The sequence below is a fragment of the Bacillus sp. Leaf49 genome (assembly GCF_001426125.1).
Classification (GTDB): Bacteria; Bacillota; Bacilli; order Bacillales; family Bacillaceae; genus Bacillus; species Bacillus altitudinis.
Genome location: NZ_LMRK01000003.1, coordinates 1 through 12,708, shown reverse-complemented (window position 1 = coordinate 12,708; position 12,708 = coordinate 1). Strand labels below are relative to the sequence as shown.

Annotated in this window: 12 protein-coding genes and 1 pseudogene; 10 read left to right on the top strand and 3 right to left on the bottom strand. The window is 42.3% G+C overall.

Annotated features, from left to right (window positions below):
- Window positions 1–42 precede the first annotated feature (42 nt).
- The 5 genes from glcD to ASG46_RS03390 all read left to right on the top strand — a co-directional run bounded on the left by glcD (window position 43) and on the right by ASG46_RS03390 (window position 6,565).
- Window positions 43–1,452, top strand: a complete 1,410-nt coding sequence (gene glcD / locus ASG46_RS03410) for a glycolate oxidase subunit GlcD (protein WP_056703138.1) — start codon at window positions 43–45, stop codon at window positions 1,450–1,452.
- Window positions 1,449–2,789, top strand: coding sequence for a (Fe-S)-binding protein (locus ASG46_RS03405; protein WP_056703136.1), 1,341 nt, complete (start codon window positions 1,449–1,451; stop codon window positions 2,787–2,789). Before glcD ends, ASG46_RS03405 begins: the two co-directional genes overlap by 4 nt.
- Before the next feature lie 78 nt (window positions 2,790–2,867).
- Entirely contained in the window at window positions 2,868–4,355 is a 1,488-nt protein-coding gene (locus ASG46_RS03400; RefSeq protein WP_041507167.1) for a spore germination protein, read from the top strand.
- A 12-nt stretch (window positions 4,356–4,367) separates the two neighbouring features.
- Window positions 4,368–5,468 (top strand): GerAB/ArcD/ProY family transporter, encoded by a 1,101-nt coding sequence (locus tag ASG46_RS03395; RefSeq protein WP_025207468.1) that lies wholly within the window; start codon window positions 4,368–4,370, stop codon window positions 5,466–5,468.
- Entirely contained in the window at window positions 5,465–6,565 is a 1,101-nt protein-coding gene (locus tag ASG46_RS03390) for a Ger(x)C family spore germination protein (protein WP_025207469.1), read from the top strand. Before ASG46_RS03395 ends, ASG46_RS03390 begins: the two co-directional genes overlap by 4 nt.
- Before the next feature lie 43 nt (window positions 6,566–6,608).
- On the opposite strand, the gene ASG46_RS03385 is transcribed toward ASG46_RS03390, so the two are convergent.
- Window positions 6,609–6,839 (bottom strand): excisionase family DNA-binding protein, encoded by a 231-nt coding sequence (locus tag ASG46_RS03385; protein WP_008346618.1) that lies wholly within the window; start codon window positions 6,837–6,839, stop codon window positions 6,609–6,611.
- Window positions 6,840–6,994: 155 nt separating this feature from the next.
- Between ASG46_RS03385 and ASG46_RS03380 the strand changes: the two genes are divergently transcribed.
- Genes ASG46_RS03380 through ASG46_RS03370 form a run of 3 tightly spaced genes read left to right on the top strand, consistent with a single transcriptional unit; the run spans window position 6,995 to window position 8,956 of the window.
- Window positions 6,995–7,414, top strand: a complete 420-nt coding sequence (locus ASG46_RS03380; protein WP_056703132.1) for a GtrA family protein — start codon at window positions 6,995–6,997, stop codon at window positions 7,412–7,414.
- Between the two features lie 4 nt (window positions 7,415–7,418).
- Window positions 7,419–8,300 carry a UTP--glucose-1-phosphate uridylyltransferase GalU gene (gene galU, locus ASG46_RS03375; protein ID WP_039167895.1) on the top strand — a complete coding sequence of 294 codons (882 nt, stop codon included), beginning with the start codon at window positions 7,419–7,421 and terminating at the stop codon, window positions 8,298–8,300.
- A 53-nt stretch (window positions 8,301–8,353) separates the two neighbouring features.
- On the top strand, window positions 8,354–8,956 hold the full coding sequence (locus ASG46_RS03370) for a DedA family protein (protein WP_007499192.1): 603 nt from the start codon (window positions 8,354–8,356) through the stop codon (window positions 8,954–8,956).
- Between the two features lie 39 nt (window positions 8,957–8,995).
- Here ASG46_RS03370 and ASG46_RS03365 read toward each other — a convergent pair whose 3' ends face one another.
- Window positions 8,996–9,817, bottom strand: coding sequence for a uroporphyrinogen-III synthase (locus tag ASG46_RS03365; RefSeq protein WP_035391809.1), 822 nt, complete (start codon window positions 9,815–9,817; stop codon window positions 8,996–8,998).
- A 148-nt stretch (window positions 9,818–9,965) separates the two neighbouring features.
- On the opposite strand from ASG46_RS03365, the gene ASG46_RS03360 reads away from it, so the two are divergent.
- Window positions 9,966–10,586, top strand: a complete 621-nt coding sequence (locus ASG46_RS03360) for an acetate uptake transporter (protein ID WP_007499188.1) — start codon at window positions 9,966–9,968, stop codon at window positions 10,584–10,586.
- Window positions 10,587–10,624: 38 nt separating this feature from the next.
- On the opposite strand, the gene ASG46_RS03355 is transcribed toward ASG46_RS03360, so the two are convergent.
- The gene (locus tag ASG46_RS03355) at window positions 10,625–11,644 is read right to left on the bottom strand and encodes an LLM class flavin-dependent oxidoreductase (protein ID WP_008346608.1); all 1,020 of its coding nucleotides are present in this window, start codon (window positions 11,642–11,644) and stop codon (window positions 10,625–10,627) included.
- Between the two features lie 174 nt (window positions 11,645–11,818).
- On the opposite strand from ASG46_RS03355, the pseudogene ASG46_RS03350 reads away from it, so the two are divergent.
- A pseudogene (locus tag ASG46_RS03350) lies at window positions 11,819–12,708 on the top strand (BclA C-terminal domain-containing protein); the annotation flags it as partial.

Genomic DNA, 12,708 nt, shown 5'->3' with positions numbered 1-12,708 from the left:
ACTTTTAGAAAAGAGACGTTAAATGAGCGGGAGTGATTGCATATGCTAGATTCAGAATTTTCAAATCAATTAAAAGAGATTGTCGGTGCGCCCAATGTCCAAGACAGCAAGGCGGATCGTCTTGCCTACTCTTATGATGCGACACCAAATTTCCAACAGATGCCAGATGCCATCGTGACACCTCGCACAGCAGAAGAAGTGCAGCAAATTGTGAAACTGTGCGCCTCTTACAAAGTGCCGATCGTCCCAAGAGGCTCAGGGACGAATCTGTGCGCAGGAACATGCCCTACTCAGGGCGGATTGGTGATTCTCTTTACTAGAATGAATCAATTATTAGAAATAGACGAAGAAAATTTAACCACAACGGTGCAGCCTGGCTTAATTACGCAGGAATTGATTCATCAAGTAGAGGAAAAAGGTCTCTTCTACCCGCCTGATCCAAGCTCTATGAAAATTTCCACATTAGGCGGCAATATTAACGAAAATTCAGGGGGACTGCGGGGGTTAAAGTATGGAGTAACAAGAGATTATGTCCTTGGGCTTGAAGTGGTTTTGCCAAATGGTGACATCATCAAAACAGGCGGAAAGCTTGCAAAAGATGTCGCTGGGTATGATATGACTCGATTGTTCGTTGGTTCAGAAGGAACACTCGGGATTGTCACAGAAGCAGTGCTAAAGCTCCTGCCGCTTCCAGAAACGAAACAAACAATGCTTTGTTTATACGAAAGCCTTGAAGAAGCTGCGACTTCTGTATCGGCCATCATTGCTGAGCGTATCATTCCTGCTACATTAGAATTTATGGATCAGCCGACCCTTGAAGTCGTTGAAGATTTTGCAAACATCGGCCTGCCCACCGACGTTCAAGCTGTGTTATTAATTGAACAGGACGGCAACCCTGAAGCTGTTTCTCGTGATATCCAAAAAATCGCAGAAGTCTGTGAGCAGCACGGGGCTAAAAGCGTCAAGATTGCACATTCAGAAGAAGAGGCAAGTGCGCTCTTAACAGCGAGACGCTCTGCTTTATCTGCCCTCGCTCGATTAAGTCCTACAACGATTTTAGAAGATGCTACCGTTCCCCGGTCTGAAATTGCCAATATGGTTCGTGCAATCGAAGACATTGCACGAAAGTACGAGGTGAACATTTGTACGTTTGGTCATGCAGGTGATGGCAACTTACACCCCACTTGTGCGACAGATGCAAGAAATGAAGAAGAAATGAAACGTGTAGAAGCTGCCTTTCAGGCCATTTTTGAAAAAGCCGTTGCACTTGGCGGCACCATTACAGGCGAACATGGCGTGGGTCTTATGAAAGCGCCCTATTTGGAGCTGAAGGTCAAAAAAGAAGGAATCGCTGCCATGAAGGCGATTAAACAGGCACTTGACCCAGCACATATCATGAACCCAGATAAAGTGTTTGGAAAAGCCTCAAGAAAGCGGGTGGTGGTCTCATGAGTTCTTCTTCTAAGCAAAAAGAGATCCAGCAGCAGTTTCAGGAGCAAATGGATGAAAAGGAGCTGCTTAATTGCATGCGCTGCGGCTTCTGCCTCCCTTCCTGCCCTACCTATATTGAATCTGGACAACAAGAAACGCACTCTCCTCGGGGCCGAATTGCGTTAATGAAAGCTGTAAGAGATGGCGTCATTGAGCCAGATGAAGATGTTGAACATTCCCTTAATCTTTGTCTTGGCTGCCGTGCATGTGAACCAGTCTGCCCTTCTGGCGTCAAGTATGGACAGTTGCTAGAAGATGCCAGAGACATTATTCAACAACATAAAAAACAATCATTTCCTGTCAAATTGATGAGACGTGTTGTGTTTAAAGGTCTCTTTCCGTCACAAAGTCGTATGCGACAAGCTGCTAGTTTTCTTCGATTTTATCAAACATCTGGACTGCAAACAGCCGCCAGAAAGACGCGCATACTGAAGGTGCTTCCCTCCCATTTACAGTTGATGGAACAGGCACTTCCAAAGGTGCCACCTCAAAAGAAAAAACGTTTGAATGAATATAAAGCCATTGGTCAGGCAAAAAAACGGGTGGCGTTTTTTACTGGCTGTTTAATGGATACAGTTTTCTCAAACACAAACAAAGCGACCATTCATCTCTTGCAGCTGGCAGGCTGTGATGTGATCGTTCCTCCTATACAAACGTGCTGCGGCGCGCTACATGGTCATAGCGGAGAAAAAGACCAAGCAAAACAGTTAGCCAAGCGGAATATTGAAGCATTCGAGGAAACAGATGCCGATGCGATTGTCATGAACGCGGGCGGCTGCGGCGCCTTTTTAAGTGATTACGGTCATTTGCTTCAGGATGATCCAGATTTTCAAAAACGAAGTAAAGCCTTCTCACAGAAAATAACCGATATATCAAGCATCCTTGTGGAGCTGGAGTTTCACCGCCGCGTGCCACTGGCTTTGCCAGCGCAAGTGATCACCTATCAAGACTCCTGTCATTTACGAAATGGGATGAATGTACAACAGGCGCCGAGGGTGCTCATGAAAGCCATTCAAGGGGTAACGTTTAAAGAAATGAAAGATGCCGGCCGCTGCTGCGGATCTGCAGGAATCTACAATATCTTGCAGCCAGACATGTCGATGCAAATTTTAGATCATAAAATGACGGAAGCGAGCAACACAGCTGCAGCTGCCATTGTGACGTCGAATCCAGGTTGTCAATTACAAATGGCAGCTGGCGTCAAAAAGGCAGGACATATGCCTAGCATGAGAGCGATTCATCTGGCTGACTTTTTATTAGAAGCCGTTCAATATGGAAAAAAAGCGTCCAGTTCATGAAGCTGAACGCTTTTTTTATGCATATCTTCAGACGATTGGTTGGATAATAGAGGAAAATCGCGGAAGGAGATGGTTCAAGTGCTGAAGAAAAACAAATCAAAACAGAAAGACCCGAATTCAGTATTTGAGGCACTATCGCGTTCCTCTGATTTTATCAATGAATTATCAAGTTCCGGAGGTTTCCTTTATAGAATTTCTTTTTTTCGTCCTTTAATTAATGGCAATCTCCTTCATGAACAAATCTTGCCTTTTATTCAGCAATTGCATCTGACACCCACCCTTGAAGAACTGAAAGAACACATCCCAATCGAACAAGCTGTGATTACGAGGGACCTTCAAAAAGTGGAAGAAGCTCTTCATCGAGGCAGTATTGCTGTTCGAATTGAGACAGACTGGGGCAAAGCGCTCCTTTTGCCGATTGAAGAAAAGAAAGGCAGACAAGTGAGCCAACCTGAGATTGAATTCGGGATTATCAGTGCGCAGGAAGCCTTTGTGGAAGGGCTGGATACAAACTTAAACTTGCTCAGACGCAGGCTGCCCACTCCTGACCTTAAAGTAGTTGAACACACAGTTGGTACCCTTTCTCAAACGAAAGTAGCCGTTGTATACATAGAGGATATCGCCAACCCACAGAACATTGAAACCGTTCTTCAGCGGATTCAAGATGTTGACTATGACCAAATTCTAGATTCTAATTATCTTGCGCAAATGCTTTATGATGTGTCCAATACAATCTTTCCATTGTTTTTAAATACAGAACGGCCAGACAGGGTTTCCTCAGGTTTAACGGAAGGAAAAATAGCCATTATGGTTGACGGTTCGCCTCATACCCTGCTTGCACCTACAATTTTACTCGAGTATTTTTCTACAATGGAAGACTATAACATGTCTTGGATCGCAGCATCCTCCTTTCGGCTGTTACGCATTTTTGCTGTGATTTTTTCTATTTTTGCAACCCCTTTGTATGTAGCTGTTTTAACGTTTCACTATGAACTGATTCCTAAGGACTTATTAGAAACGATCGTAGCATCACGCTATCTCGTGCCCTTTCCGCCTATTATTGAAGCATTATTTTTAGAGATATCGATTGAGCTGCTTAGGGAAGCCGGGTCTCGTCTTCCTGCAAAAGTCGGACAGACGCTCGGGATTGTTGGAGGTATTGTGATCGGACAGGCTGCGGTTGCAGCGGGATTAACAAGTAATATCCTACTCATTATAGTCGCATTATCAGCTCTTGCCTCTTTTGTCACCCCTATTTATAAAATGGGGACAACCATTCGTCTCTTACGTTTCCCATTCCTTTTTGCTGCACAAGTGTGGGGAGCGCTAGGGATTTCGCTAATGGGGGCTTTTCTTCTTACACATTTAATGAAATTAACGTCTATAGGCCAGCCTTACTTAGAGCCAATCTTTCCACTTCGATTGGCCGATTTAAAGGGTAGTTTGATTCGTCCCCAGCTCCGCTTTTTGAAAAAACGTCCAGAAAATTTACGGCCGCAAAATGAAACAATACACCGCCAAAAGCCAAAGCAAGGCCGTAAGGGGAAAAATGATTTTTATGAATAAGGAAGTGAAGGCATGAGCTCTTCTTCTGTGAAAGAAAAATTTCAAGTGTCCCCTTTTTTTGTGTTTTTTCTGATCAATGCCAATCAAGTAGGTGTTGGTATTTTAAATTTCCAGACGAATCTTGTCCGGACGATTAATAATGATGGGTGGATCGCCATTTTAATTGCTGGTGCAAGCGTCAATTTGATGATCTTCCTCATTTACTTTTTGTTTAAAAAAGCACCTACTGACGAATTTAGTGACATTACGCAATCTGTGTTTGGTAAATGGCTCGGACAATTCATCAACATTCTCTACATTTTGTATTTTTCTTCATTGTCTTTGATTGTGCTTGTTCATTATATGGATGTGATCCATGTTTGGCTGTTTAAAGAAATTCCTGGTCTTTTATTTGCATCAGTGCTGCTCATCCTCGTCTATTACATTCACACAGGCGGATTTAGAACAATCGCTGGCTGGGCATTCTTTAGCATTGTTCTAACGTACTGGATGACCTTTATCTGCTTTTATGTCATGAAATATAGTCACATCCGGTTTATGTTCCCAATGTTTGATCATTCATTTTCACAACTCATGATGGGGGTCAAAGATGCCTCTTTATCCATGTTTGGTTTTGGAACATTGCTTGTCTATTATCCCTTTATTAAAAAAGCACAAACGTCGCAAAAATTTGCACATATGGGAGTGTTGCTAACGACATGCCTGAATTTGCTTGTATTTCTCGTCTCTATAGCGTACTACTCAAGTGCTCAGCTCGAACTAACGAAATGGCCGACATTGACATTAACCAGCATTGTCAAACTTCCGTTTATCCAGCGCTTTGAATTTATTGAAGTGTCGCTATGGCTTTTGCTTATCGTTCCGAATATCGCTATTCCATTATGGGCAGCCAGCAGAATGGCAAAACAAGTGTTTCACACGAGCCAGCGCACCACGTTAATAGTTCTCAGCCTTCTCATTCTCGTCATGTTTTCATTTTTTATCAGAGCTACCTCATTTGAGACATTTAATAAATGGGTGGAATATAGCGGATACATCCTCATCTATGGATTGATTGGATGTATGATCATTGGGCTGCTGCTGAAAAAAAGGTGGGTGAAAAAACGAACATGAAACATTCTATTCTGATATGTCTCATGTTATTGAGTCTTTTCTTAACGAGCTGTGCACAGCCTCGTCTCTTAGATGAATTAAGTATCTCGCAGGCGGCGGGATTTGACTTATTGGAAGATGGAGAAATGAAGGGCTTCTTTGTTTTCCCTGTTTTTAAAAGCGAAGAACAAGGAAGCTATCAAATTGTAAGTGCTAAGTCAAATACCATTAGTAATATTCAGTTTCTTGTTTCGGAAAAATCGCCTTTCCCCGTTGTCATGGGACAAGTACTCGTGATTTTAATAAGTGAAAAGCTGGCGAAAGAAGTGGGTATGATTGATTTGATGAATTACATCTATCGTGATCCGATCATTGGGTCTCGTCAAGTATTTGCCATAGTAGACGGAGAAGTTGAAGATTTATTGCATACAAAAATGAATCAAACCAACTTAAATATCGGTGTATATCTTTCAGATTTACTGGCTCAAAACATGCGAAACGGCAATCAACCTGTGACCAATCAGCATATTTTTATGAATCAGATGATGGCAAAAGGCGTGGATGCCTACCTCCCTTACATTAAAAATACAAGCAACTCTATTAAAGTGTCAGGTGTCGCTCTTTTTGATCAAGAAAAAATGGTTGGGCATATTCCAGGGGAAGATACATTTACGTTTAAAGCGATGATTGAAAATCATAAAAATGGGATTTATGAGTTTCGATTTAATGACAGAAAGAAAACCCATGTTGTTATTGAAAATATCAAATCACATGTGTCTTATCACATTAAACCAACTGAAAACCTTTCAAAAAAGCCTCATATCACCATTGATATCAAGCTGAAAGGTGAGTTAAAAGAATTCATGAAATCAAAAAAAATCGATACGCCTTCTATTTTGCAGCATGTTGAAAAAGAAGTGGAGAAGCGTGTGGCCCAGCAAGGGCAAGACCTTGTTCAATCCTTTAAAAAGCAAAAAATTGATCCACTTGGACTTGGTTTGAGATATCGCTCTAAAGATAAAGCCATGACACCGGAGAAATGGCAAAAACTCTACCCTGATGCAGATGTCCAAGTGAATTGTCATATGAACATTGTCCAAACGGGTGTCAGCCAATAAAAAAGACTGTATGAAAAGGTTCTCCCTTCTCGTACAGTCTTTTTTAATCTTCATCTTTTACGTCCGGGTCCTCAGGGATTGGTTCATTTAAGATGTCTTGAATGAGCTCTTTATATTGTTCTAGCTGTTTCATATGGGTTTGAAACTGCCCTTGATAAATGAGATACGATTCCCCGTCAAATACGTAACGAATCTTTTTTTGCTGGATTAATTTTTCAACATATGCTTCTGATACTTCTAAGTATTCAGCTGTTTCTCCAATTGTTAAATACATGCATGTGCACCACCGTTCGTTTCATCTTACAAATTATATCACGAGCTGGTGAAAAAACAGATATCGCTTGTTCATGTTTTTTTCATCTTTTCTTCACTGATTCGTCAACTCGCTTTTGTACAGTATTCATACACCCACTCAAACACTAGGAGGTGATGATCCTTCGCATGACAAAGAAAAATATTCGGACCTATGCCACATTTTTAACTATAGGCGCAAGCAATACGATGATTGACTTTCTGTTCTTCTTTTTTTTCACTGCTTGCTTTGTTCCCTCTTTTCTTGCACAGTGCCTGTCCTATACAGCAGGAATGCTAAACAGTTATGTTTGGAATCGAAAATGGACGTTCCAAGTAAAAAAGAAAGCGGACAGGTGGGAATGGATCAAGTGGGCCACAGTCAACGGCGTCGCGTGTCTCCTCACCTATGTTGTCTTATATGTCATGCAGCAAGCAGGCTTCTCATTATTCATTAGTAAAGCGATTGGTACCCTTCTTGGCATGATGATCACTTTTACTGGAAGCCGCCTATGGGTGTTTCCATCAGAAAATAAACGATCAGAAATGGAGCGATGATTCAATGAACATCAAAAAAGCCGTTATACCAGCAGCCGGATTAGGCACACGTTTTTTACCCGCAACGAAAGCACAGCCAAAGGAAATGCTGCCGATTATCGACAAACCCGCCATTCAATACATAGTTGAGGAGGCTGTTCAATCAGGCATTGAAGATATACTGATTATCACAGGAAGAAATAAAAAATCGATTGAAGATCACTTTGACCGTTCGATTGAGCTAGAACACACGTTGCTTGAAAAAGGAAAAAAAGAACAGCTGGCTGAAATCAAACATATTGCGGATATGGCCAATATTCATTATATTCGTCAAAAGGAGCCCTTAGGTCTTGGACATGCGGTATTATGTGCACGTCATTTTACTGGCAATGATCCTTTTGCGGTCCTTTTAGGTGATGATGTCATGGTGTCAGAAAGACCTGCACTCTCTCAGCTTATGGAAGTCTTTGAAGACAAACAAAGAGAGGTCATTGGCGTCCAGCAAGTGGATCGTCTAGATGTCAGTAAGTATGGTATGATAAGACCAGCTAGAGTAGACGGTCAAGTGTTTGAAGTCACAGACTTAGTGGAAAAGCCAGCTATTCATGAAGCTCCTTCCGATTTAGCCGTGATGGGCAGGTATCTGTTAACACCATCGATTTTTCCTATTCTACAAGGAATCGAGAGAGGTGCTGGGAACGAAATCCAGCTGACAGATGCGCTGAAAATCATTGCACATGAATCACCCATTTATGCAAAACAATTAGATGGGATGAGATTTGACGTTGGTGATAAGCTGGGCTCATTTAAGGCAGCGGCTGAAATTGGATTGATGCGTCATGATATGCGGCCAGCCATGCTAGCATATATGCAAAGCATACTCATGAGAGAAGCAAAACAAGCATAGGCTCTTATAAGGATGCTTGAAGAAAATTCGTATTTAAAGGCAGAGTGAAATGAATGGGAACCTTGTTTAATGAAATTTTAACCTGGCTGACAAGCCTTGGTTACGCAGGTGTTGCACTTGGACTGATGATTGAAATTATCCCGAGTGAAATTGTACTTGCCTACGGCGGATATATGGTGTCAACAGGAAGCATTGGATTTGTTGGAGCCGTCATCGCTGGGGTGATTGGAGGAACACTTGCCCAGTGCTTTATTTACTGGATCGGCCTTTACGGCGGAAGACCTTTTTTAACAAAGTATGGGAAGTATTTATTCATCCATGAGCATCATATTGCCACGGCAGAACGCTGGTTTGACCGATATGGAACGGGTGTCGTATTTACAGCTCGTTTTATCCCAGTCGTGCGCCACGCGATCTCAATTCCAGCTGGTATTGCAAAGATGCCATTTCTGAAATTTGTTCTTTTGACCGGATTAGCCGCCATCCCTTGGTCCATCCTATTTATTTATCTTGGAATGCAGCTTGGGACAAAATGGGACCACATTCAAAGTGTCGCTCACACGTATACAACACCAATTATGGTCATTGCCATCGTTCTCATCGTACTGTATTTCGTTTTGAAAAAAATTCGCACAAATCGAAAACGGACAATCTAACAAAAACGCCTTTCACTCGTCATGTGAAAGGCGTTTTTTCTATGCGTGCGTCGATTGTTTTTTCATATATTGAGATAATTCCATAATCATTGCACCCATTCTTTCAAGTGAAGGGGCTAGAATGCGGCTTATCCCCTCTTCTTTTAAAGCTTCAGCTGTGACTTTTCCAACAGCTACAGCTAATACATTCTGCTCGAATAGATGTTGCAGTTCTTCTTTTTTGTCCCATTCTTCTGCTAGTTTGAAAAAGGCATGAACCTGAACAGCGGTTGTAAAACAAACGGCATGGACCTTCCCTTCTTTCATTTCTTGAAGCAAAGTGTCCGCCGCCTCTGGTTCAGGGGGCGTGTGCTGATATGGCATGAGCTGCAAAACGTCTGCTCCCTTGTGATGTAAAAAATCAATGAGAGCTGGTGCATTTTCGCCGTGAAGCTGCACCATGACCCGTTTACCTTGAAGTTCTTTGTCTTCTAACTTTGAAATGAGGTCACGAACGGTTCCATCTTCATCAGAAACATCTGGCTGAATGCCGTGTTTTTTTAGAGCCGCAAACGTTTTGTATCCTCTTGAAGCGATATGGGCACTTGATAAAATGTTCATAAAAGCTTCTCCAAGCTGCAGCTCTTCTGCACTTTCAATTAATGTGTCTGTGCCGATACCCGTTGTTAAAATGACCCAGTCAGCTCCCTTCTTTACAAAGGTTTCTATGCCTGGCTTCAATTCCTCTTTGGCTAAAAATACAGTGCCCTGAAGAGAACGAATAACAGCTTGTCCTCCTTGCTTTTCAACAAGTGTACGCATTTCTTCTGTTTTTCTTGTTCCGCATATGGCAATGGTCTTTCCAGCTAAGCCTTTACTCATTCTCATCCCTCTTTTTCTATCACATGTATGATGTATTGTATTAAATATAGATTTATTTGGAAGACGTTGCAAGTGTCTACTAAAAAAGAGCTTGACGTTTCTATCGAATTCGAGTATCTTTTGTAAGTGCAAATTGTAGGAGGTCATTATGGAAAAACAGAATGTTCAAGCAATTCGATTATCAATCGCAGACCCAACACCACTTGGTTTGTTTGGTTTAGCAATGGTGACGCTTGTTGCGTCTTCACAAAAACTAGGAATCACAGATGGCACATCCCTTATTTTACCTTGGGCTATCTTCCTTGGAGGAATCGCGCAGCTGATTGCGTCCATACAAGATTCAAAGCATCATAATATTTTTGGAGCCACTGCCTTCGGCGCATTCGGTCTTTTTTGGATGGGCGTTGGAACCACTTGGCTCATTCAAGCGGGCGTTTTTGGGAAAACGCTTGCGGGAGCTGCGGACCCAAAACAACTAGGTTTTGCTTTTATTGGTTATTTGATTTTCAGCTTATTTATGACGATCGGTGCAATGGAAACACATAAAGTATTGTTTTTGATTTTCGTCTTTATTGATTTCTTATTCATTGGCCTGTCCCTAAGCTCGTTTGGTGTGATGTACGATGTGACTCATACGATGGCTGGTATTGCAGAATTGATTATTTCTCTTCTTTCATTTTATGGTTCTGCAGCTGTTGTGCTGAATACACATTTTGGTCGTACAGTACTGCCAGTTGGACAACCATTTCGCGTGTTTACTAAAGCATAAATAAAAAAGAACTGCTCTTGGCAGTTCTTTTTTTATTCTTATTTTTCTTGTTCCTCTTGAAATATCTCTGCAATGATTTCATAAGAACGCATTCTTTCTTGATGGTCAAACATATCAGAATTAATCATGACTTCATCTGCTTGAGTCGCCTCAATAAAGGCTTCTAACTCTTTTTTCACCTTTTGTTTATCCCCGATCATCGTCGAACTTAATTGTTCGTCCACCATCGCCTTCTCATATGGACTCCATAGCCCATCCATACTTTCAACAGGGGCTTTGAGTTTTCCTGGTGTATTGCGAATGAGGCTCAAGAAGCGCTGATAATGAGACGTCGCCAAATATTCAGCCCGCTCTGTTTGATCAGCAGCAAAAACCGTCACACCAACCATCGCATAAGGTTCTTTTAACACATCTGAAGGTTGAAATGACTGTCTGTATAATTCTAAAGCAGGAATGGTATTTTTAGGGGAGAAATGTGCCGCAAAGGCAAATGGCAGTCCCAGTTCTCCTGCAAGCCTTGCACTAAAACCACTTGAACCAAGAAGCCAAATTGGTATATCCAATCCTTCTCCCGGAACGGCTCTTACATGTTTTTTGACCTGACCAGTCGGTTTGAAATATTGCCGAAGTTCTTCAAGCTGCTCAGGGAAATCCTCCCCATTATGAAGATTACGTCTAAGTGCCCTTGCCGTTAACTGATCTGTTCCTGGTGCCCTGCCAAGACCTAAATCAATTCTCCCTGGATACAAAGTCTCCAGTGTTCCAAATTGTTCTGCAATAACGAGTGAAGAATGGTTTGGAAGCATAATCCCCCCAGAACCAACCCGGATCTTTTCAGTCCCTCCGGCAATATATCCAATTAAGACGGATGTTGCTGAACTCGCAACCCCTTCCATATTATGATGCTCCGCAAGCCAATATCTATGGTAGCCCCACTTCTCAGCTTTTTTTGCTAAATCCATACTATGTTCAAATGACTCTTTGATTGTGCCACCTTCTGTTACAGAGGATAAATTTAACACGGAATATGCTGCACGTTGTAAAACTGATTGACTCATACATGATGCCCCATTTCTTTCAAAAATCATACTAGTTTCATTCTTTCAACACCATAACATAAAACGATTTAACTTTTAAATGATTTGATTCGATGATTTTCGAAATGATGAATTTTCTAGGTTTTACTTCCGATTTAAAAATTCGTACATAGAATGAAATATCAATTTTAGGAGATGGGCAATTTGTACAATCAATTCGATCACAAATGTCCCTTTTGCGGTAGATATCATGAGCAGCCTCATTACAAAAGATCACGTCATGATCGTCCTCAAAGAAGAGACTGTCCTTTTATTAAACAAGAACATTCAAAACAAAACAGACCTCAAGGGGATCCGTCTTGTGCAAAAGGAGAAAAACAATCAAAAATAATTCAAAGGGTTGGACGAAGAGGCCCAGCAGGTCCGGTTGGGCCTACCGGACCAACCGGACCTGCTGGCGGATTAACCGGTGTCCTCCCTTTTAACCCCTCACAATCACAAGATTACGAGGCTGGTCAAGTTGTCACGTATAATGGCAGTACTTATATTGCTAAGGTAGATGCTCCCTCAGGAATACCTGGACTTTCCCCCGACTATACCCTTTTGGCGGCTTCTGGGAAAACTGGCCCTATAGGGGTAGGATTAAGTGGTATTGAAACATATGATCCAGAAAGAGCATCAATGTATTCAGTCGGTCAAGTGGTCACTTATGAAGGTGGTACGTATATTGTGAACTCTGCTCCACCTTTAGGTACGCCAGATACGTCCCCGGATTATACGCTTTTGGCAGCATCTGGTGCTCCAGGTTCTACTGGAGTAACGGGCAGCACTGGAGCTACAGGAATTACTGGTTCAACCGGACCTACTGGGGCAACGGGAATCACAGGTGCAACTGGATCTACTGGTGCTACAGGTATCACAGGTTCAACCGGACCTACTGGCGCCACGGGTATCACAGGTTCAACCGGTCCGACTGGGGCCACGGGTATCACAGGTTCAACCGGACCTACTGGGGCCACGGGTATCACAGGTTCAACCGGAGCTACTGGTGCCACTGGAATCACGGGTGCAACTGGAGCTACTGG